Raw genomic sequence first — 21,034 nt, 5'->3', positions numbered from 1 at the left:
CGCAGCGTCGCGGACCAGGTAGAACGCCGGAGGGGCGGTGTTCGGCCCTGCATCGCTCCTTGGAAGGAACTTCGGTGTCGCAGATGAATCGCAGGCGGGCGCTCCAACTGTTGGCCGCGCTCGGTACCACCGGGTTCGTCGCCGGTTGTGGCTCAGACGGTGATGCCGAACCGACCGCCGACCGCAGCCCGATCAAGATCGGGTTGATCACGCCGCAGGCCGGTGGTTTCAAGAGCATCGGCGACGACATCACCAACGGCTTCCAGCTCTTCCTCGACCTGCACGACCAGCGGCTGGGCGGCCACCCAGTGGAGCTGCTGACCGCCGACGAGGGCGAGACCGCGAAGACGGGCAAGGCCGCCGTCGAGGGTCTGCTCAAGAAGGGCGTGCTGGCGCTCACCGGTGTGGTCAACTCGGCGGTGATGGTCGGCATCCGGGACACCGTGGAGCAGGCCCGGGTGCCGCTGATCGGCTCCAACGCCTCACCGAGCAGCCTGCAGAGCGTCTTCTACATCTGGCGGACCTCGTACGTGCTCGACGAGGCCGGCAAGGCGCTGGGCCGCTACCTGCGCGACCAACTCCCGGCGAACGGCCGCGTCGCGATCATCATGCCGGAGAACGTCGGCAGCTCGGACGTGGTCCGCGGCTTCCGGCAGGAGTTCGGCACCGGCGACTCCCGGATCCGCGACGCCGTGACCTACACCAGCGCCACCACCAACCCCGGCAAGACGACGTACTCCTCGGACATCAGCAAGGCCCTGGAAAAGGAGCCGACCGCGGTCTTCTGCTTCTTCGCCGGCGCGGCCGCCGTGGAGTTCATCAAGCAGTTGCGCGAGCAGTTCGCCGGGCCGATCTACGCACCCGGCTTCCTCACCGAGGGCACCGTGCTGGAAAACCTGAAGGACAACGCGCTGGGCATCCAGACCGCGCTGAACTACTCGGCGGACCTGAACAACGTGTCCAACCGGGTCTTCGCCTCGGCGTACCGCAAGAAGTACCAGGTCACCCCCACCACCTACGCGATGGCGTCGTACGACGCGGCGCAGGTCCTCGACCAGGCCATCCAGCTGACCGGCGGAAAGCCCACGCCGCAGCAGGTCAACCTGGCCCTGGGCAAGATCGGCCAGATCGACAGCCCGCGCGGCATCTGGCAGTTCAACCAGCCGCGTACCCCGCAGCAGAAGTGGTACCTGCGCGAGGTGCAGCGCGACGGTCAGGTCATGTCGAACGTGCTGATCAACGAGCTGGCCACGCTGGGCTGAACGTCCACCCGGAGCACGATTCGGGGCCGGTCTCCCAGTGGGAGACCGGCCCCGAGACGTTCGCGGGTCAGTGCCGCAGCTCCGCGATGCAGCACTTCACGCTGCCGCCGCCCTTCTTCAACTCGGCCAGCTCGACGGACACCGGGGTGTACCCGGCCGCCTTGAGCTTGCCGGCCAGGCGGGTGGCCTCGCTGTTGAGCACCACGTTCGCGCCGTCGCTGACCAGGTTGAGCCCGAAGGCCAGCGCGTCCTCGTCGTCGGCGATCACCGCGTCCGGGAAGAGCTGGGTGAGCACCCGCTGGCTGGCCGCGGAGAACGCGCCCGGGAAATAGACGACGTTCGCGTCGTCGATGGCCGCCAGCGCCACGTCCAGGTGGTAGAAGCGGGGGTCGATCAGGCGCAGCGACACCACCGGCCGGCCCAACGCCTCCTGCGCCTCCGCGTGCGCCGGGATCTCGGTGCGGAAGCCGTGCCCGGCGAGGATCAGCCCGCCGTGCGCCTCCGGCACGTACGCGAAGTCGCCCTCGCCCTCGTTGGTCTCGCTGGGTGCGATGAACCGCCAGCCCTGCGCCTCGTAGAAGGCGTGGTGGGCGGCGGCCTCGGCGGCCCGCTGCTCGTGCTTGAAGCGGGCACCGTAGACGCTGCCGTCCACCACGAAGCCGCCGTTGGCGGCGTAGACCATGTCGGGCAGGCCCCGCTCGGGGGTGAGTAGGTGCACCTCGTGGCCGAGGCCGACAAGCGTCTCGCGCAGCCGGTCCCACTGCTTGACGGCCAGGTCCCGGTCGACCGGGGTGGTCACGTCCATCCAGGGGTTGATCGCGTACTCGACCGCGAAGTACTCCGGCGAGCACATGAGGTATGTCCGCTTTCGCGGCAAACGCTGCTGGTCCACGGTCACCAAGAGTAGGTACCGTGGAACGTTGAAAACAGCCACAAGCGTTGCTTCCCAGAGGCGGAACGTTGCAGATAGATGCGGTAGACCAGCGGATCATTGCGTTACTCGTCGCGGACGCCCGCGCGTCGTACGCCGACATCGGCGCTCGGGTGTCACTCTCTGCCCCAGCGGTCAAGCGTCGCGTCGACCGACTGCGGGCCACCGGTGTGATCAGGGGATTCACGGCTGTCGTTGACCCGGCCGCCGTCGGCTGGACCACCGAGGCGTTCGTCGAGCTGTTCTGCGCCGGCCGGACCACCCCGGCCCAGATCGGCGTGGCCGCCCGCCGACACCCCGAGGTGGTCGGCGCGTACACCGTCTCCGGGGAGGCGGACGCGCTCGTGCACCTGCGCGCCGCCGACATCTCCCACCTGGAGGCCGCGCTGGAGCGGCTGCGGGCCGAATCCTTCGTGACCTCCACGCGCAGCACCATCGTGCTCTCCCGGCTCGTCGAGTCGCCAGGCGTCGGGCCGTCCGCCTGAGCGTCACCCACTTGACCTCAACCCAGGTTGAGGAGGTGGACTGACCCCCGAGTGGGCGAGGCAGCCCATCGAGGCCGAGAGGGCTGTGATGCGGGCGATCTGGTTGCGGGAGTTCGGCGGGCCCGAGGTGCTGGTGCCCGACACCGCACCCGACCCGGTGCCCGGCCCCGGCCAGGTGCTGATCGACGTCGCGCACGCGAACATCACCTTCATCGAGACGCAGCAGCGCTCCGGTCGCCCCGGACCGTTCCGCCTCACCCCTCCGCTGATCCCCGGCAACGGCGTCGGCGGGGTGATCACGGCAGTCGGGTCGGACGTCGACCCGGCGGTGGTCGGGCAGCGGGTGGTCAGCGCCACCGGAGGTTCCGGCGGGTACGCCGAACGCGCGGCAGTGGACGCCGCCGCGCCGATCGCGGTGCCGGCCGGGCTGGCACTGGACGCGGGCGTCGCGCTGCTGGCCGACGGACGCACCGCCACCATGCTGATCGAGGCGGTCGGCGTCCGCGCGGGTGACCGGGTGCTCGTGGAAGCCGCAGCCGGCGGCGTGGGCAGCCTGCTGGTGCAACTCGCCGCCCGGGCCGGGGCCCGGGTGATCGGCGCCGCCGGAGGGCCACGCAAAGTGGACCTGCTACCCGGCCTGGGTGCCGAACTGGCCGTCGACTACCTGCTGCCCGAATGGGCCGAGCAGGTCCGCGCCGCGGTGGGCGGGGTCGACGTGGTGCTCGACGGGGTCGGCGGGCCGCTGGCCCGGGCCGCCTTCGACCTGCTCCCTCCGGGCGGCCGGATGATCAGCTTCGGGTTGGCGAGCGGCGAATGGTCTCCGGTGTCGGGGGAGGCCGCCACGGCACGGCAGGTCAGAATCATCCGGCCGGACGTGCCACCCGCCCGGCTGCGGGCGTACACCGAACAGGCCCTGGCGGACGCGGCGGCCGGCCGCCTGCGACCGCTCATCGGCCAACGTTTCCCGCTGGAACGGGCCGCCGACGCGCACGCCGCCATCGAGGCGCGCACGACAGTCGGCAAGACCCTGCTGGACGTGGCCTGATCGGGTCTCAGAGGTACATGCCGGTGCGGTGCTCCGAATCGTCGCGTCGGACCGGCTTGTCACCCTCACCGAAGAACCGCTTGCCGCCGAACTCGCCGTGCAGACGGTCGTCCAACTCGTCGGCGAGACCGGTCATCACCTGCACGGCCAGCATCAGATGCGTCGCCTGGAAGTTGCGGCCGAACACCGGAATGGACGCCCACACCGTGTCGTCGGCGCAGTAGAGGCGGCCGATGGGCATCCGGTTCGTCAGCTCGGACAACTTCACGTAGAGCCGCTCGGTCGGCTCCACCTCGGTGAGCACCGGGGAGAAGACATCCACCAGGGGCGGGTTGTCCCGCACCCGCACGAAAACCATCGCCGAGCCGGCGCGGATGGTGATGTCGCCGTCCGAGTCGACCTGCAACTGGTCGGCGTCCGACTTCAACATCGTGGAAACCACGGTACGGACCCGGTCGGCCAGGTCGAGCACGTCGTCCCGCTCCACCTGCGCGGCAGCCGCCTCGGCCAACGCCTCCTCGAGGTCCGCCTCGACGTCGGCGTCCGGCCCGAACTCGCTGCGCGCCGTGCCCAACGGTTCCACCGCCAGCGGCTCGCCCTCGGCGTCGTGCACCAGGTAGACGAGGAAAGCCGGGTGCGGAGCACCGTAGACGTCCCGCAGCGTGCGGGACAGCAGCGTGGCGACCTGGGTCGACTCGGCCGTCGTGGCGTTCAGCCCGAACGAACCGCCGGAGCCGGCGACCACCCCGGGCGGAGACCAACCGAGGGCGACCATGTCCGCCACCCCACCCCGGTCCAGTCGGTAACCCGCCGGCAGGGTGGCGTTTCCGACCGCACGGGCAGACAACACCCCGTCCGCGCCCACGTCCACGCTGATCGAATAGACGGCGTCCCCGGTGCCCGAAGCGGTGGGGTCCAGGGTCACGTCGAGGTGCGCGCCCACGGGAAGTTCCCGCAGCCGCACGGCGAGCGCGCGGGCGAACTCCCGCCACGCCTCGGTCACCTTCGCCCGCAGGTCGGTGGTGCTGGGCTCGTCGAGCAGGATCGATTCCGCCGGCTCAGTCGAAGCGCCGGGCAGCTCACCGTGCGGCGCCGAGGGGTGGTCAGCCGTCATGATCGCCTCCGTCCGTCACGATCACCCTACCCACGCCGCCCGTGGGCCGGATCAGCCCGGACCGGGATCGGACAGGCGCCGAGCTGATGCAGCGGACAGCGACGGTCAGGGGGCCGCCGGGTCCGCGGGGTCGGCGGCCAACCCGATCGGCCAGGTGCCCGCCAACGCGCTGAGCCGCGCCGCAGCGTCCGCCGGCTCCGCGCCCCGACCAACCGCCAACCCCAAGAGGTACGCGGTGACCGGCGCACCCGGGCGCAACACCTGGTGGGCGACGTCCCGGGCGAGATCCAGCACCACCGGCACCGGCACCGCGGCCCGGTCCAGATCCAGCTCGGCGCAGACCGCCGTGACCCAGTCGTCCATCACCGTCATCGCACCCACTCCTCCGCCCGGCGTACGTCCTCGTCAGTGTCGCAGTCGAACCACGGCGGCGGGCCCTCGCCAGCCCACGCCACCTCCCGTACGACGAGACCGGCCAGCAGCGCCCGGACCGGGGCCCCGGCCAGACTGCCTCCCCGCTCGACAGTCAGCCGGTCCACTGCCGCCCGCAGCGCGGCGACACGCCAGACACCGCAGAGCGACTGCCGCCGCCCGTCCCCGTCCACGAAGCACACCCCGTCGTGTCCCCACTCGCCGCCGCCGAGGCCGCCCCGGGCCGGCGCGACGCCGTCATCGGCTGGCGACGCGAAACCCTCGCGAGCCGATGGTGCCGGAGCGGGGCCGCTGGTGGTCGGCAGCGGTGGAGCGGTGCCGCTGCGCGCCAGCGGGCCGCCACCGGGCGGTGTGGTGGCGGGGTTCTCGACGTCGAGGTGTTTCAGCAGGTCGCCGATCGCGGCCCGGGTGAGCAGCGGCAGGTCGGCGGCGAGCAGCGCGACCAGTGTGATGTCAGCGTTCAGTAGCGCCAGGCCGGCCGCCGTAGCGGCGACCGGACCCCCGCCGGGCGGGTCCTCCCGGACGACGAGTACATCCGCCGGCACGACGTCGACCGCACCGACCAGCACCCGCTGCGACGCGTCGCTGACGGCGTCCAGCACCCGGTCACGCATCGGCCGGCCGCCGACCGGAAGCGCGGACTTGTCGACCCCGCCCATCCGTCGGGCGGCCCCACCCGAGAGCACCACCGCGGCGTACGTCCCCACCCGGCCACCGTAGCCGTACCGGCGCTCGACCAGACCGCCCCCGGACCCGGCCCACCCGCGACCCCTCCGCCCCGGTGATCATGAGGTTGACGTTCGACACGCCGACGACACGCACGGCCAACCTCATGATCAACGCGCGCGGGGTGGGGTGGGGGGCGCGGGGGTTGTGCGGGTGGGGTGGGGTGGGGTGGAGGATGGCGGGATGGGACGGGCAACTGATCGACGGGGCGTACTCCGGATCGACCTGGACGCGGCGACCAGCGGGCAGGGGTCGGTCCGCCGGCCGGACACGCTCGCCGTGGAGGAGCCGTTGGAGATCCGGGTCGGCCCGGCCGGCCCCGGGCGACGTCGGCCGCTCGCCGTCACCATGCGTACCCCTGGCGACGACCTGGACCTGGCCATCGGGTTCCTGCTGACCGAAGGGCTGATCAGGTCGACCGACGACGTGCTGACCGCGCAGCTCTGCGCCGGCGCGGAGACACCGAACACGTACAACGTGGTGGACGTGGTGCTCGCCCCCGGCGTACCGGAACCGACCACCGACCCGTCCCGGAACTTCTACACGACCAGTTCCTGCGGGGTCTGCGGCAAGGCCAGCATCGACGCGGTACGCACCCGTTCGTTGTTCCCGGTCGCGACGGACCCGCTCAGCGTGCCGGCCACGCTGCTCGCTGAACTACCCAACCGGTTACGCGCGGCCCAGCGCGGCTTCGACCGTACGGGCGGGCTGCACGCGGCGGGCCTGTTCACCCGGGACGGCGAGATGGTGGTGCTCCGGGAGGACGTGGGCCGGCACAACGCCGTGGACAAGGTGATCGGTTGGGCAGTGCGGGAACGCCGGCTGCCGCTCGCCGGGCACCTGCTGCTGGTCTCCGGACGGGCCAGCTTCGAGCTGACCCAGAAGGCGTGGATGGCGGGATTGCCGTTGCTGGCCGCGGTGTCCGCCCCGAGCACCCTCGCCGTCGAACTGGCCGACGAGGCGGGGATGACGCTTGTTGGCTTCCTGCGCGGCCAAACCATGAACGTCTACAGCGGGCCGCACCGGATCACCGTGGAGCAGCCAACCTGAGGCGACTGGCCCGTCAGCTACGGATCCGGATGATCAGGTCGAACAGGGAGAGCTGTGCGGCGGCGTCGCGGGCGATCAGGAACCCGGCGATGCCGAGAATCCAGCCCAACGCACTGCCCGCCTTCGTGACGATCCAGGTGTTCAGGCGGGCCAGCATCGGCTCGACCAGTCGCGGGCGGGCCACCCTGGCACCCAACAACAACACCGCCGGCAGCACCATGACCAGGCAGTACCCGGCGAGCAGCCCTGCCACGCCTGCCGCTCCCACCCCGGAGGTGGCCAACAGGCCCACCGCACCGAGGTACGGGAGCATCGTCGCCACCTCGGCGAGCGCCGCGAGCAGCGCGAGCCCGACCAGCCAGCGGGCCGAGGAATCTCCGGCGGTGGCACGGTCCCGCCAGCGCAACACACCACCGGTACGGGGGCGACGCTTACCGTCGTAGCGGAAACTGAGCGCCAGCATTCCGATGCCCAGGACGAGTTGCGCCCAGAGGACACCCCGGTTGTCCAGGGCACCGCCCAGCGCCTCGCCAAGTGTGCTGCCGCCCCAGACCAGCAGCAGACCCACTGCCAGGTAGAACGTCGCGATGGTGGCGAGGTAGCCCAGGATCCGCCGGACGTTCACCGGCCCGGGGGCGAGCAGCAACCAGACCGGGATGAAGAGGGTGCCGATGCTCGTGCTGTCGATCAACGCCAGCCCGGCGAGCGACAGCAGCAACTCGGGGGTCATGTCGTACCGACGCGGGGAAGAGCCACGAGATCATTCTCCGGCGGCGCCGGCCCTGTCGCGTCGGCCGTGGACAGGAGGAACGCGTACATCCTTCGACGGAGGGCGTTGCCGGAAGAGCCGCACCGGACGAGCGTCAGTGGATCAGAACAATCCTTCCGGGTGCGTGCGGCGCCTCGCTCAACTCGTGTGCGGCGGCGGCCTCGGTCAGCGGGAACGTTGCCGCCACGGGAATGTGCAAGCGCCCGGCCTCGGCGAGCCGCACCGCGATGTCGAGGCCGTGTACCGCGAGCACGTCGGCACCGGACCCCACCGCCTTGCCGGTCCGGTCCGCGGGTGCGCCGTGCGACAGGTGGACGCCGTGGGCGGCAGCCGTGAAATCGGCGATCGTCACCACGCGTGCCGCATCTCCGGCGATGGCGATCAGGTCGGGCAGTGCTCCCCCCGCGCAGTCGAAGACCGCGTCGACCCCGTCCGGCGCCAACCTGCTGACTCGCTCGGGCAGCCCGGGGCCGTACGTCGTCGGCATCGTGCCGAGCGAACGCAGGAAGTCGTGATTGCGTTCACTGGCAGTGCCGATGACAACGGCGCCGCGGGCGGCCGCGACCTGGACGGCGACACTGCCGGCCGCGCCGGCCGCGCCGTTCACCAGCACTGTGTGCCCCGCTGCGACCCCGAGCCGATCGAGGACGCGAGTGGCCGTCTCGACGCTGCCGCCCGCGCCGCCCGCCTCCGCCCAGCTCCAGGCGGCGGGCTTACCGGCCCACGCGCTCAGCACCACGTGGTCGGCGTTGGCGCCACGCGTGGCCGGCGAGGTCAGGCCGAACACCTGATCGCCGATGGTGACGTCGGTGACGCCGTCACCAACCTCGTCGACCACGCCAGCCGCGTCGAAGCCGGTCCGCCACGGAAACGTCACGGGCACCAGGTCGGCAAGCTTTCCCGAGCGGATGTGCACCTCCCCCGTCGAGATCCCGGACGCCCGGACGGCGATGCGGACCTCACCCGGCCCGGCGTGCGGGGTGACGACCTCGGCGACGTGCACGACGCTGGGCGGCCCGAACTCGGCGAATACGACAGCTCTCATGGGGCCGAACGTAACGGAGCACCCCGTCCGGTTAGCTAAAGTGAGACCGGTGACGGCCGAAGTGAGACAAGCTCAGCGCTCGGATGCGCGTGACAACCGGGAACGCATCCTGGCCGTCGCTCGTCTGGCGTTCGCGACGAACGGCCTCGACGTCCCGATCCGGGAGATCGCACGGCGGGCACAGGTCGGCGCCGCCACGATCTACCGGCACTTCCCCACGAAGGACGCGTTGCTCGCCGAAGCGTTCGCCGAACAGATGACAGTGTGTTCGACGGTCGTCGAGGAGGGCCTTGCGCAGCCCGACGCCTGGCTGGGTTTCCGACTGGTGGTGGAGAAGCTGATGGAGACGCATGCCCACGATCGGGGCTTTGCCCGTGCCTTCATCAGCCAGCTTCCCCAGGAAGCCGGCTTCACCGCCGACCGCACCCGAACACTGCGCATGCTTGCCGAACTCGTCGACCGCGCGCGAGCGACGGGGGAGCTGCGGGACGACTTCGTCCTGGAGGATCTGATCCTGGCGCTGATGGCCAACGAGGGCATCCGAGCCGAGTCGGCTGCCAGACGTCTGGCAGCCGCCCGTCGTCTCGCGGCCTTCATGATCCAGTCGTTCCAGACGAGCCCGACGCGGGGACCGCTGCCACCGGCAGTCCGCCTACCGCTGTCGATACGCTGATCAGCAGGGGCGGCGACGCAACAGGCGTCAAGCGGTGCGCGGGTGCCTTGGTGCACCTCAGACCACCTCGAGGATGCTCCAGTTGGTGGGAAGCACCTTCGCGGCTGCCGTGGGTTGCGCGGTCGCGTAGTGCGCCTCGTGCGTGAGCGCCGCGTGCGCGGCATGCCCGAACGAGATGTCGCCGTCAACGGAGCGGGCCAGCTTGCCGGTCTGTTGCACATCCTCGGAGGCCAGCGGCAGCAGGCGGATCATCGGGGCAGCGATCATCAGGGCCAGTAGCGCGGCGTCGATTTCGTCGGCCACGCTCGCGTAGGCAGCCGCCAGGCAGGTAGCCGGAATGGCCACCTGCCGCCCCTCCTCGCCGACCTCCAGCATCAACTCCCCCACCGAGACATTGCCCTCGAGGTAGGCCGTCAACGCCGACGCGTCGAACACGACAGCGATCTGATCACTCATCCGGCGTGCCCCAGCATCCGACGCCCCTCGGCCAAGGCATCGGCGGGAATGGGCGTCGCCAGCCGCTCCCGCCACCGCGCCCTGCCCGCCTCGGTCACCTCGATGCCGGCCCGCCGCAGCACCTCGTCAAGGTGCACGCGGGCCATCTGGACCCGGACCGCCGAAGTGATCGCGGCCGAGACGTTGGGCTGCTGGTCGAGCCACTGTGCGACGTCGTCGGGGAGGCTCACGGAGCGCTTCACTGTCATGTCCTCCAGCGTATCAATTTTGGTAGCACCGTCGGTATTACCATCTCCACGGCGAGGCCGATCAGCGGCGGCCACGTCGGCTCCTTCGGCGGGGACGGATGACACCGGGCATCCCGACCGACGGCCAGCCGTCCAGCTCGGCCGGCGGCACGCCACGTCGGAGCAGGTCGTCAATCAGCAGGGCGAGCGAGTAGTCGGGGTGCAGGCTGAGCGTGCGTTCGAGCGCGACCGCCGCCAACGCGCCCTGCCCGGCGCGCCAGGCGGCGAACGCCAGCAACGCACCGGGAGCGGCGGCCACCTCCGGCTCGGCGCGGCGCAACACGTCGGTCCAGAGGGCGATGTCGCCGTCCCGCCCGTCGGTGCGTTCCCACGCGTGATCACGGACCGGCAGGTGGGTCATCAGCAGGCTCAGCCAGGCCACCTCGTCGTCGTCGAGCCGTTCACCACGCCGCTGCCGGCGCTGGGCCTCGCGGACTGCCGCCACCCCGGCGGCGCGAAGCGCCCGCGCCCCGAGCAGGTCGCTTTCGGGCGCCTGTTCCATCAACTCGGCAAGTCTCCGCTCGGCGCGGGCGGCGGCGGCGCGGGCCGCGTCCCGGGCCGGGCCGTCCACCGACGCCACCTGTGCCACCAGGGCGGCCCGGTCGGGGAGTGCGACCTGACCGGCGAAGACCGCCGAAGCCGTCACCCGATTGGCGGTCGGGTCGTAGCGACGACCCTCGGGCGGGCAGCAGTCCGGCTCGGTGCACAGGTAGGACCACCAGCGGCCGTCGGTGACCCGCAGCGCGTCGAGCACGTCCAGCCCTCTGTCGTGCAGCGCGTCGCGCACCGCGTCCACGGCCGGGGTGACCAGCTCCGGTTGCCCGTAACCCACGACGGTCGCGGCCTCCGCGCCCTGCCGGCGGATCACCCCGGCCAGGTGCCCGGCCAGCCCGCCCACCTCCATCGGGTCGGGCAGGTCCGCCCGGGCGGCGAAGACGATCTGTCGTCCGACCAGGGCCACGGCGACCACACTGTCGGTGGGGTGGAACCCCAGCAGGTAAGGCACGGCGGCGATCAGGTCGGCGGGTGAGCGGACGGCGAGCTGAGGGCGGTCGGTCGAGGTCATGTCGGAAGCCTGCGGCGGGGGCACCGGGCCCTGCCACCCCTGTGGATGACACGCGGCTTATCCACAGTTACTGAACGTGTTCTACCTGCTCATGCCGCATCTACGAGTGCGGAAAGAGCACCGATGTCAGCGGGCGACACCTGGCTGTCGGAAGGAGCGGTTACCGTGCGCTGATGGACCTGGCGTACCTGCGCGCGCATCCGGCACACCTCCCGACCTTCCGGACCCACCAGCGGCTCCGGGAGACGCCGGTGGCCGGTGGCAACATCTGCGCCGCCGCCCGGCTCACCCTCGACGACGGCCACTCCGTCTTCGCCAAGTCCTGGCCGGAGGGCGCCGACCGACAGGCACCGGAGGGCTTCTTCGCCGCCGAGGCCGCCGGCCTGCGCTGGCTGCGGGAGGCGGGCACTGTGGGCGTACCCGAGGTGATCGTGGTGTTGCCGGAGCTGCTGGCGCTCGACTGGGTGGAGCCCGGCGAGCCGACGCCGGAGGCCGCGGAACGCTTCGGCCGAGAGTTGGCCGGGCTGCACCGGGCGGGCGCTCCCGCCTTCGGTGCCGCCTGGCCCGGGTTCATCGGCTCGCTCCCGGCGGACAACACCCGCACCGACGGGCGCTGGTCGACCTGGTTCGCCGAGCGGCGCCTCGCCCCCTACCTGCGACGCTCGGTCGACGGAGGCGCGCTGACCAGCGCCGATGCCGCTCTGGTGGAGCGGGTGATCGGTCGCCTCGACGGCCTCGGTGGCGACGAACCGCCGGCACGCATCCACGGCGACCTGTGGCCGGGCAACGTCCTGTGGGGTGCCGACGACCGGGCCTGGCTCGTCGACCCGGCGGCGCACGGTGGCCACCGGGAGACGGATCTCGCCCAGCTCGCCCTCTTCGGCGGCGTCCCCCACCTGGATCGAGTGCTGGCCGCCTACCGGGAGAGTTGGCCGCTGTCGGACGGTTGGCGTGATCGCGTGCCAGTGCATCAGCTGCACCTGCTGCTCGTGCACACCGCACTGTTCGGCGCCAGTTACCGAGATGTGGTCGTGCAGAGCGTCCGTGCCGTCCTGGGCCGGGCCGAGCGCGCTACGGTCGACAGGTGACCGTCGCCCCGGGGACCGACGGGGTCCTCGTCGACCGGTATGGCCGCGTCGCCCGGGACCTGCGCGTGTCCCTCACCGACAAGTGCAACCTGCGCTGCACCTACTGCATGCCGGCGGAAGGGCTGCCGTGGCTCGCCGGCCCGGAGCTGCTGACCGACGACGAGATCGTCCGGCTGGTCCGGGTGGCTGTCGAGCTGCTCGGCGTGACCGAGGTGCGCTTCACCGGCGGTGAGCCGCTGATCCGACCCGGGCTCGTCGACATCGTGACGGCGGTCGCCGCCCTCGATCCCCGCCCCCGGGTCTCGCTGACCACGAACGGCATCGGGTTGGACCGGCTGGCCCCCGCGCTGCGTAACGCCGGCCTAAACCGGGTGAACGTCTCACTCGACACACTGGACCCGGCCCGGTTCACCAGGCTCACCCGTCGTCCGCGTCTCGACGCGGTCCTGGCCGGGTTGGCCGGGGCGGCGTCCGCCGGGCTCAGCCCCGTGAAGATCAATTCAGTGCTGATGCGTGGCGTCAACGAGGACGAGGCACCGGCGCTGCTGCGCTTCGCCCTCGATCACGACTACCAGCTTCGGATCATCGAGCAGATGCCGCTGGACGCCCAGCACGGTTGGGCCCGCGACACGATGGTCACCGCCGAGGAGATCCTGGCGTCCCTGCGTACCGTGTTCGATCTCAGCCCCGACCCGGCCGAGCGCGGCGCGGCACCGGCGGAGACCTGGCTGGTCGACGGCGGCCCCGCCCGGGTCGGTGTGATCGCCAGCGTCACCCGCCCGTTCTGCGGGGACTGCGACCGCACCCGCCTGACCGCCGATGGCCAGGTCCGCGCCTGCCTCTTCGCCACCGAGGAGTCGGATCTGCGCACCGCGCTGCGCACCGGCGTCGACGACGACGAGTTGGCCCGGCGGTGGCGTGCCGCGATGTGGGGCAAACGCGCCGGGCACGGCATCGACGATCCCACCTTCCTTCAGCCGACCCGCCCCATGTCCGCGATCGGAGGCTGAGCGTGCCGGCGACACCGCTCACCGTCCGCTACTTTGCGGGCGCCCGCGCCGCCGTCGGCCGTGCCGAGGAGGCAGTTCCCGCCGGGCGGTCACTCGACGACCTCACTGCCGAGTTGACCCGGCGCCACGGCGACCGCCTCGCCGCCGTGCTGCGGGTGGCGAGTTTCCTCGTCGACGGTGTCACCTGTCATGATCGTCAAGCACCCCTGCCGGCCGGGGCCACGATCGATGTCCTGCCCCCGTTCGCGGGCGGCTGAGGAAGGCGCACACATGATTGCGGTTCTGGGGTTCGTGGGTGTCCTGGCGCTGGTCACCGGTCTCATCCACCTCTACCTGTGGAAGCGGCTCGTTCGGGACACCACCACACCGGGCCGCCTTCGGCGCGTCGGCGGGATCGCCGCCCTGGTGCTGGCGCTGCTCGTGCCGGCCACGATGGCCGGCACACAGGCCGGTCTCTACTGGCTCGCCTGGCCGGGCTACCTGTGGCTCGCGGTGATGTTCTACCTGCTGATCGTGCTGGTCGTCCTGGAAGTCCCGATGCTCGTCACCCGGCTGGTGCTGCGCCGCCGGGTGGTCGCCGCGGAGCCGACCACCGCCGCCCCGGAACCGGTGCTCGTCGGTGCCGCCGGGCCGACCGAGCCGCCGGCCGCCGACGCCGACGCCGTCACGGCACCCGACCACGACCAGTCCCGTCGGCTGCTGCTCGCCCGTGGGGCGGCCATCTTCGCCGGCCTCACCGCCACCGGCATCGTGGGGTACGGCGTCCGCACCGCCCTCGGCCCGCCGCAGCTCGACCGGGTACGGATCCCGCTCGCCAAACTCCCCCGCAGCATGGACGGGCTGCGCATCGCCACCGTCTCCGACATCCACCTCGGCCCGCTGCGCGGCCGGGCGCACACCGAGCGGATCGTCGCCGCGATCAACCGGCTCGACGCGGACATCGTCGCTGTCGTCGGTGACCTGGTCGACGGCTCCGTCGCCGAGTTGGGCTCGGCCGCGGAGCCGCTGCGTGACCTGCGCTCCCGCTACGGCAGCTTCTTCGTGACCGGCAACCACGAGTACTACTCCGGCGTGGAGGAGTGGGTGCAGGAGGTCGACCGGCTCGGTCTGCGGGTGCTCCAGAACCGGCGGCAGGAGATCCAGGCCCGGGGCGGTGTGCTCGACCTGGCCGGTGTCAACGACCTCACCGCGGCGGGCACCGGCCTCGCCGCGCCACCGGACTTCGCCGCCGCCCTCGGCGACCGTGACCCGAGCCGGCCCGTGGTCCTGCTCGCGCACCAGCCGGCCGCAGCCAAGGAGGCGGCCCGGTACGGCGTCGACCTGCAACTGTCCGGGCACACCCACGGCGGGCAGATGGTGCCGTTCAACCTGGCCGTCCGGCTGGAACAGCCGGTGGTCAGCGGGCTCGGTGAGGTCGACGGCACGAAGGTCTACGTGACGAACGGCGCCGGTTTCTGGGGCCCGCCGGTCCGGGTCGGCGCGGAGCCGCAGATCAGTCTGGTCGAGCTGCGCTCGGCATAGCGGAGGTCACGTCCGCGCGTGGCGGCGGGTGGCCGGCGCGGCGGGCGTGACAGGATGCGGCGTGCCCCCGTTCAGCGCCGTACCCCCCGGTGGCCTACCGCCATTCGTCGCGGACCTGCACATCCACTCGAAATACTCGCGCGCGTGCAGCCGTGACCTCACCCTGCCGAATCTCGCGTGGTGGGCCCGGCGTAAGGGCATCGGCCTGCTCGGCACCGGCGACTTCACCCATCCCGCCTGGTACGACCACCTACGGGAGACGCTGCGCCCGGCCGAGCCGGGGCTCTACCGGCTCGACCCGGAGGCGGAACGGGACATCGCCCGGCGGCTGCCACCCCGGCTCGCCGGGACGGCGGAGGCGGACGCGGTCCGTTTCATGCTGAGCGTGGAGATCTCCACCATCTACAAGCGGGACGACCGGACCCGCAAGGTGCACCACCTGATCTACCTGCCGGACCTTGAGGCGGTGGCCCGGTTCAACACCGCGCTCGGCCGGATCGGCAACCTCGGCTCCGACGGCCGGCCGATCCTCGGACTGGACTCCCGCGACCTGCTGGAGATCACCCTGGAGGCCAGCCCGGACGGCTACCTGGTGCCGGCGCACATCTGGACGCCCTGGTTCTCCGCGCTGGGCTCGAAGTCCGGCTTCGACGCGATCGCGGACTGCTACGCAGACCTGGCCGAGCACATCTTCGCAGTGGAGACCGGGCTCTCCTCCGACCCCGCGATGAACTGGCGGCTCGGCAGTCTGGACGGCTACCAACTGGTGTCCAATTCGGACGCGCACTCGCCGCCCGCGCTGGGCCGGGAGGCGACGGTGCTGACCGCCCAACGGGACTACTTCGCCGTTCGGGAGGCGCTGCGTACCGGTGACGGCCTGGCCGGGACGATCGAGTTCTTCCCCGAGGAGGGCAAGTACCACGCGGACGGGCACCGGTTGTGTGGGATCAACTGGTCTCCGGAGCGCACCCGGGCCGCCGACGGGCGCTGCCCCGAGTGCGGCAAACCCCTCACCGTTGGTGTCCTCAGCCGGATCGAGGAGCTGGCCGACCGCCCGGACGGGCACCGGCCGGCGCACGCCCGGGACGTGACCCACCTGGTGCCACTTGCCGAAATCCTCGGCGAGATCAACAAGGTGGGTGCCCGGTCGAAGAAGGTCGAGGGGCGGTTCAACGAACTGCTTGCCGCACTCGGCCCCGAACTGGAGATCCTGACCACGACTCCGCTGAGTGACATCGCGCAGGCCGGTGGTGAGCTGCTGGCCGAGGGCATCGGGCGGCTGCGGCGCGGCGACGTGCGCCGGGTGCCCGGCTACGACGGCGAGTACGGCGTGATCACACTGTTCGACCCCGCCGAGTTGGGGGCGCAGGAGACGCTGTTCGACGTACCGGTGCCGGCGCAGCGACGACCCACGGAGTCGGCGCCCCGGGTCGCGGCCAGGCGCCCGGCGGCGGCCAAGGCGGAGCCGAAGCGGAAGCCGGCCCCGGCGCCCGCGCCACCGATCGCGCCGCCGCCGTCTCCGCACGAGCCGTTCGAGCCGATGCTCTCCGGCATGGAAGAGGTGGGCACCGGCCTGCTGGACCGACTGGACGCCATGCAACGGGTGGCCGCCTCCGCACCTGGCGGGCCGCTGCTCATCGTGGCCGGTCCCGGCACCGGGAAGACCAGGACGCTCACCCACCGGATCGCGTACCTCTGCGCGGAGCTGAACGTCTTCCCCGAGCAGTGCCTCGCGATCACGTTCACCCGCCGGGCCGCCGAGGAGTTGCGGCACCGCCTCGACAACCTGCTCGGCCCGGTCGCCGAGGACGTCACAGTCGGCACCTTCCACGCACTGGGGCTGACCATCCTGCGGGAGAACGCCGACACGGCCGGTCTCCCGGCCCACTTCCGGATAGCCGACGACGCCGAGCGGACGGCGGCCCGCACCGAGGCCGGCGACGACAGTGCCGCCTACACCTCGCTGCTCCGCAAGCAGGACCTGGTCGACCTGGACGAGCTGGTGACAGTGCCGGTGGAACTGCTGCGGGCCGACCGGAAGCTTGTCGAACGGTACCGGGACCGCTGGCGGTGGATCTTCGTCGACGAGTACCAGGACGTCGACGAGGTGCAGTACGAACTGCTGCGGCTGCTCAGCCCCGCCGACGGCAACCTCTGCGCGATCGGCGACCCGGACCAGGCGATCTACTCGTTCCGGGGTGCCGACGTCGGCTACTTCCTGCGCTTCTCCGAGGACTTCACCGACGCCCGACTGGTCCGACTCAACCGCAACTACCGCTCGTCGGCCCCGATCCTGGCCGCCGCCGTGCAGGCCATCGCACCGTCCTCGCTGGTCCGGGGCCGACGCCTGGACCCGGCCCGGCTCGACCCGGAGGCCCCGCTGGTCGGGCGATACCCGGCGGCGTCGGTGGCCGAGGAGGCCGACTTCGTGGTGCGTACCGTCGACGACCTGGTCGGAGGGCTGTCGCACCGCTCACTGGACTCGGGACGCATCGACGGCCGGTCCACCTCCCTGTCGTTCTCCGACATCGCCGTGCTGTACCGCACCGACGCGCAGGCCGCCCCGATCGTCGACGCCCTGACCCGGGCGAACATCCCCGTGCAGAAGCGTTCCCACGACCGGCTGCGGGATCGGCCCGGGGTGGCGGCCATCGCCCGCGAGCTACGGCACGCCGACGGTCTGGCCGGCTCACTCGCCGCCCGGGTGCGGCTCGCCGGTCAGGTGGTCGCCGAACGGTTCGCCGTGCCCACCCTCGACGGCGCGGCCAGCGCCGTCCGTCCCGAGGACGTCCGCTCGGCAGTGGACCTGCTGACCCCGCTGGCCCGACGTTGCGGCGACGACCTGGAGACCTTCCTGTCCCAGTTGGCCACCGGCGCGGAGGTGGACGCGCTCGACCCGCGCGCCGAGGCCGTCACGCTGCTCACCCTGCACGCCGCGAAGGGCCTGGAGTTCCCGGTGGTGTTCCTGGTCGGCGTCGAGGACGGGCTGCTGCCGCTGCGCTGGCCGGGCTCGACCCCTGACGACGACGCGGTCGCCGAGGAACGCCGCCTCTTCTTCGTCGGCCTCACCCGGGCCCAGGACCGGCTGTACGTCAGTCACGCCGCCCGCCGCACCCGCCACGGCACCGAGCGCGACTGCTCGCCCTCGCCTTTCCTCGGCACCATCGACCCGGGCCTCTTCGAACGCTTCGGCGAAGCCGAACCCCGCCGCCCCAAAGACCGCCAACTCCGCCTGATCTGAGCGTCGAGCCCGGCCCCGCCGGGGTCCGCCGGGTCCGCCGATCCGCCGGGTCCGCCGGGTCCGCCGGGGTCCGCCGGGGTCCGCCGATCTTGCACTTTCGGTTGCCGTTATGCGTGGGATGCGCCTTATGCCGCCGCAGAAACTGCAAGATCGGCGCGGCCGGGGGCGGGGTGGGGGCGGGGCGGGGCGGGGCCGAGGGGTTTCAGGTTATGAGGATGGCTAGCCAGGTGCCTACCAGGAGGGCTGGACCGAGCGGTAGCAGGGTTTGTCGACGGACCCGCCGCGCGGCCAGGAGACCGAGCACCAGGCCGCCGTGCAGCAGGTGCGGCAGGAGCAGCCCGGTGAGCAGGGTGTCCCGGCCCAGCCAGCCGAGCGGCAGGCCGAGGACGGCGGCGAGTTTCACGTCCCCGAAGCCCAGCCGGGAGCCGGGCAGCAGGGCCAGCAGCACGTGCGCGGCGGCTGCTGTCGTCGCACCAGCCAGGGCGCCGAGCAGCCGGCCGGGTGTGCCGGCGAGCAGCGCCGCGAAGGTCAGACCGCCGAGGGCCAGCATCCCGGCGACGAAGACCAACGGGTCGGGGAGTCGCAGGCAGGCCAGGTCGACCCGCGCCAGGACCAGGCCGACCGCCGCGACAGCGAGGAACACCGGCAACGCCGGGTCGGCCCCCACGGCGAAGGCTGCGCCGACAAAGACGGCGGTCGCCACCATCGGGTCGACCCACGGATGCCGGACCGGCCACGGCCCCGGCAACGCCCGGGTCCGGGCGTCCGCCGTAGCGAAGTGTCGCGACACCTGGGGTACGACGGACCCGACCAGCGCGCCGAGCAGCGCGATCGACACCAGCGCGGCGGCCGACATCTGCCGGACGTTACTGGCGGTCGCGTTCCGGGGTGGCCCCCGATCGTGAACCCGTGCCCTTCCGACGCGGCCGTTCGGTGGTGACCACGAGGGCGACGCCGGCGACGATGACGGCACCGCCGAGCAGCACCTGCGGGGTGATCGGCTCGGCCACCAGCAGCGCCCCGAGTGCCACCGCGACGGCCGGGTTCACGTAGGCGTACGTGGACACCAGCGAGATCGGCGCCTTCTGCAGCAGCCAGACGTACGCGGTGAAGGCCACCAACGAACCGGCCACCATGAGGTAGCCGAGCGCCAACCAGGACCGGGTGCTGACCTCCGCCGGGTGGAAGTCGGCGAGTTCGCCACGCCAGGCGGCGACGACCGCCAGCACCAGCGCGCCGGCCACCATCTCGTACACGGTGGCCACGAATGGGTCGGCGGGCATGCGGATCCGGCCGGACAGGAACGAGCCGACCGACCACGAGGCGGCCGCCGCCACCACTGTCAGTGCACCGAGCAGCGGCACCGCAGCCGAACTGCCACCGGGCAGCACCAGCAGGATGAGGCCGACGAAGCCCACTGTGACTCCGGCGATCGTCCAGATCGGCGGCCGGTCCCCGGTGGCCGAGCGCAACAGCACCACCAGCAGTGGCACCGTGGCCACGAGCAGCGCGGCGATGCCGGACGGCACCGCCACCCCGGGCGGCCCTGATTCGGCGAGCACCACCAGGCCGTTGCCACCGGCGAGGAGGAGCACCCCTACCAACGCGGCCGAGCCGAGTTGCCGTCGGTCCACGCGCAGTGCGCCGGGCCCACGACGCAGTCTCAGCACCACCGCGAGGATCAGGCCGGCCACGGCGAAGCGGAGGGTGGCCGACAGCAGCGGAGGCAACGTCTCCACGGCGATCCGGATGGCCAGGTAGGTCGAACCCCACAGCAGGTAGACCACGATCAACGCGGTCCAGATCACTGTCGGCGTGGTGCTGGCGCGACGGCCGTCGAGGGCCGCGACGCTCGGTGGAGGTGAGCTCATCAGTGGACCACGCTACGGTGACCTCGGAGCCCGCGTCGCGCTTTGGTGGCCGGCCTCTCACCACTTGTGCAGGAGGGCGGCATGACGAACTACGGACATCCGGGGGGCGGCCACCCCGGGCCGTGGCGTGGGCAGGGACCCGACGACACGCCGGGCCACCCACGGCAGCCGCCCTACCCGCCCGCGCCGGAGCCGTACCCGCCGGCGGTTCCGTCTTACTCGCCCACGCCGGAGCCGTACCCGCCGGCGGTTTCGTCGTACCCGCCCGCGTCACAGGGGCGCCCCGGGCCGTACGGCGGTCCACCCACAGCGCCTTACGGTGCCATGCCCGGCGCGCCCTATGGCGCAACGAACACGCCGTACGGTGGCGGGGCGGAGACGCCCTACGGCCACGATCCCCGCACGCCCTACGGCAGCGGCCCGTACCAGCCGACGTACGAGGGGCAGCCGTACCGGCCCGATGGGCCGTACGGCGAGGATCCGGCGCCGCGTCGCAGCGGACGGGGGCCGCTGATCGCGGTCCTGGCCGTCGTCGTCCTGCTGGTGGTGGCCGTGGCCGGCGTGTTCTGGTTCCGCAGTGGGCCGAGCGACCCGGTGCCCGTTGCCGCGCCGAGCAACTCGGCCGCCGAGGGTGAGCCCAGCGCGGACGCGGTCGAGCCCGCGCCGAGCGCCGCGGCTCCGGAGTCGTCGGCCGATCCCCGGTTCGCGAAGGTCGGCCAGTGTGTCCGCAACGACGGCACCGCCGGCGGCAAGCCCAAGCTGCTGATCAGCGGCTGTACGGCGAAGTCGTACCAGGTGCTGAGCCGGATCGACGGCCCGACCAGCGGCGAGCGGGACGCCGAGGCCAAGTGCGGCAAGGTCGAGGGCTACACCAACTGGTACTTCTTCGACAGTGAGCTGGACACTCTCGACTTCGTCCTCTGCCTCAAGCAACGCTGAGACCACCCACCCCCGGGGATGAC

Annotated in this window: 22 protein-coding genes; 11 read left to right on the top strand and 11 right to left on the bottom strand. The window is 72.0% G+C overall.

Annotated elements, in window-relative coordinates:
• Window positions 1–74 precede the first annotated feature (74 nt).
• Window positions 75–1,262 (top strand): ABC transporter substrate-binding protein, encoded by a 1,188-nt coding sequence (locus ABZ406_RS17455; RefSeq protein ID WP_357762218.1) that lies wholly within the window; start codon window positions 75–77, stop codon window positions 1,260–1,262.
• A 67-nt stretch (window positions 1,263–1,329) separates the two neighbouring features.
• Here ABZ406_RS17455 and ddaH read toward each other — a convergent pair whose 3' ends face one another.
• Window positions 1,330–2,163 carry a dimethylargininase gene (gene ddaH, locus ABZ406_RS17450; RefSeq protein WP_357762215.1) on the bottom strand — a complete coding sequence of 278 codons (834 nt, stop codon included), beginning with the start codon at window positions 2,161–2,163 and terminating at the stop codon, window positions 1,330–1,332.
• Window positions 2,164–2,222: 59 nt separating this feature from the next.
• Here ddaH and ABZ406_RS17445 point away from each other — a divergent pair, with 59 nt between their 5' ends.
• The gene (locus ABZ406_RS17445; protein WP_357762212.1) at window positions 2,223–2,678 is read left to right on the top strand and encodes an Lrp/AsnC family transcriptional regulator; all 456 of its coding nucleotides are present in this window, start codon (window positions 2,223–2,225) and stop codon (window positions 2,676–2,678) included.
• A gap of 88 nt (window positions 2,679–2,766) precedes the next feature.
• Window positions 2,767–3,723 (top strand): zinc-binding dehydrogenase, encoded by a 957-nt coding sequence (locus ABZ406_RS17440; RefSeq protein ID WP_357762210.1) that lies wholly within the window; start codon window positions 2,767–2,769, stop codon window positions 3,721–3,723.
• Window positions 3,724–3,730: 7 nt separating this feature from the next.
• Here ABZ406_RS17440 and ABZ406_RS17435 read toward each other — a convergent pair whose 3' ends face one another.
• The 3 genes from ABZ406_RS17435 to ABZ406_RS17425 form a co-directional block, all read right to left on the bottom strand.
• A complete protein-coding gene (locus ABZ406_RS17435; RefSeq protein WP_357762206.1) occupies window positions 3,731–4,837 on the bottom strand; it encodes a hypothetical protein in 1,107 nt (368 codons plus the stop codon).
• Between the two features lie 105 nt (window positions 4,838–4,942).
• Entirely contained in the window at window positions 4,943–5,209 is a 267-nt protein-coding gene (locus ABZ406_RS17430) for a DUF6457 domain-containing protein (protein ID WP_357762203.1), read from the bottom strand.
• Window positions 5,206–5,976: an NTP transferase domain-containing protein gene (locus ABZ406_RS17425; RefSeq protein ID WP_357762200.1), complete on the bottom strand. Its 771-nt coding sequence runs from the start codon at window positions 5,974–5,976 to the stop codon at window positions 5,206–5,208. The genes ABZ406_RS17430 and ABZ406_RS17425 overlap by 4 nt, the downstream gene beginning before the upstream one ends.
• Window positions 5,977–6,178: 202 nt before the next feature.
• Between ABZ406_RS17425 and fdhD the strand changes: the two genes are divergently transcribed.
• A complete protein-coding gene (gene fdhD, locus ABZ406_RS17420) occupies window positions 6,179–7,045 on the top strand; it encodes a formate dehydrogenase accessory sulfurtransferase FdhD (protein WP_357762197.1) in 867 nt (288 codons plus the stop codon).
• Between the two features lie 13 nt (window positions 7,046–7,058).
• Here the strand turns inward: fdhD and ABZ406_RS17415 are convergent, their stop codons facing one another.
• On the bottom strand, window positions 7,059–7,775 hold the full coding sequence (locus tag ABZ406_RS17415; RefSeq protein ID WP_357762194.1) for a GAP family protein: 717 nt from the start codon (window positions 7,773–7,775) through the stop codon (window positions 7,059–7,061).
• A 133-nt stretch (window positions 7,776–7,908) separates the two neighbouring features.
• Window positions 7,909–8,859, bottom strand: coding sequence for an NADP-dependent oxidoreductase (locus tag ABZ406_RS17410; RefSeq protein ID WP_357762191.1), 951 nt, complete (start codon window positions 8,857–8,859; stop codon window positions 7,909–7,911).
• Between ABZ406_RS17410 and ABZ406_RS17405 the strand changes: the two genes are divergently transcribed.
• Complete coding sequence (locus ABZ406_RS17405; protein ID WP_357762188.1) at window positions 8,858–9,532, top strand: helix-turn-helix domain-containing protein; 675 nt, start codon at window positions 8,858–8,860, stop codon at window positions 9,530–9,532. The genes ABZ406_RS17410 and ABZ406_RS17405 overlap by 2 nt on opposite strands.
• 57 nt (window positions 9,533–9,589) lie before the next feature.
• On the opposite strand, the gene ABZ406_RS17400 is transcribed toward ABZ406_RS17405, so the two are convergent.
• From ABZ406_RS17400 to ABZ406_RS17390, 3 genes are all read right to left on the bottom strand, one after another.
• On the bottom strand, window positions 9,590–9,988 hold the full coding sequence (locus ABZ406_RS17400; protein ID WP_357762185.1) for a hypothetical protein: 399 nt from the start codon (window positions 9,986–9,988) through the stop codon (window positions 9,590–9,592).
• Window positions 9,985–10,236 carry a hypothetical protein gene (locus tag ABZ406_RS17395; protein WP_357762182.1) on the bottom strand — a complete coding sequence of 84 codons (252 nt, stop codon included), beginning with the start codon at window positions 10,234–10,236 and terminating at the stop codon, window positions 9,985–9,987. Before ABZ406_RS17395 ends, ABZ406_RS17400 begins: the two co-directional genes overlap by 4 nt.
• Before the next feature lie 61 nt (window positions 10,237–10,297).
• Window positions 10,298–11,341 carry a DUF4192 domain-containing protein gene (locus ABZ406_RS17390; protein WP_357762179.1) on the bottom strand — a complete coding sequence of 348 codons (1,044 nt, stop codon included), beginning with the start codon at window positions 11,339–11,341 and terminating at the stop codon, window positions 10,298–10,300.
• Window positions 11,342–11,514: 173 nt separating this feature from the next.
• Here ABZ406_RS17390 and ABZ406_RS17385 point away from each other — a divergent pair, with 173 nt between their 5' ends.
• From ABZ406_RS17385 to ABZ406_RS17365, 5 genes are all read left to right on the top strand, one after another.
• Window positions 11,515–12,429 (top strand): fructosamine kinase family protein, encoded by a 915-nt coding sequence (locus ABZ406_RS17385; protein ID WP_357762176.1) that lies wholly within the window; start codon window positions 11,515–11,517, stop codon window positions 12,427–12,429.
• Entirely contained in the window at window positions 12,426–13,439 is a 1,014-nt protein-coding gene (gene moaA, locus ABZ406_RS17380; protein ID WP_357762173.1) for a GTP 3',8-cyclase MoaA, read from the top strand. The genes ABZ406_RS17385 and moaA overlap by 4 nt, the downstream gene beginning before the upstream one ends.
• 2 nt (window positions 13,440–13,441) lie before the next feature.
• The gene (locus ABZ406_RS17375; RefSeq protein ID WP_357762170.1) at window positions 13,442–13,696 is read left to right on the top strand and encodes a MoaD/ThiS family protein; all 255 of its coding nucleotides are present in this window, start codon (window positions 13,442–13,444) and stop codon (window positions 13,694–13,696) included.
• Between the two features lie 13 nt (window positions 13,697–13,709).
• Window positions 13,710–14,960: a metallophosphoesterase gene (locus ABZ406_RS17370; RefSeq protein WP_357762167.1), complete on the top strand. Its 1,251-nt coding sequence runs from the start codon at window positions 13,710–13,712 to the stop codon at window positions 14,958–14,960.
• 61 nt (window positions 14,961–15,021) lie between these two features.
• Entirely contained in the window at window positions 15,022–18,201 is a 3,180-nt protein-coding gene (locus tag ABZ406_RS17365; RefSeq protein WP_357762164.1) for a UvrD-helicase domain-containing protein, read from the top strand.
• Window positions 18,202–18,403: 202 nt separating this feature from the next.
• On the opposite strand, the gene ABZ406_RS17360 is transcribed toward ABZ406_RS17365, so the two are convergent.
• Both ABZ406_RS17360 and ABZ406_RS17355 read right to left on the bottom strand, forming a co-directional pair.
• Entirely contained in the window at window positions 18,404–19,057 is a 654-nt protein-coding gene (locus ABZ406_RS17360; protein ID WP_357762161.1) for a prepilin peptidase, read from the bottom strand.
• Between the two features lie 10 nt (window positions 19,058–19,067).
• Window positions 19,068–20,072, bottom strand: a complete 1,005-nt coding sequence (locus ABZ406_RS17355; RefSeq protein WP_357762158.1) for an EamA family transporter — start codon at window positions 20,070–20,072, stop codon at window positions 19,068–19,070.
• A 324-nt stretch (window positions 20,073–20,396) separates the two neighbouring features.
• Here ABZ406_RS17355 and ABZ406_RS17350 point away from each other — a divergent pair, with 324 nt between their 5' ends.
• A complete protein-coding gene (locus ABZ406_RS17350) occupies window positions 20,397–21,011 on the top strand; it encodes a hypothetical protein (protein WP_357762155.1) in 615 nt (204 codons plus the stop codon).
• Window positions 21,012–21,034 lie beyond the last annotated feature (23 nt).

Source organism: Micromonospora sp. NPDC005710 (assembly GCF_040630995.1).
Lineage (GTDB): Bacteria > Actinomycetota > Actinomycetes > Mycobacteriales > Micromonosporaceae > Micromonospora.
The sequence above is the reverse complement of the archived record's forward strand: the minus strand, read 5'-3'. Positions and strand labels throughout refer to the sequence as shown.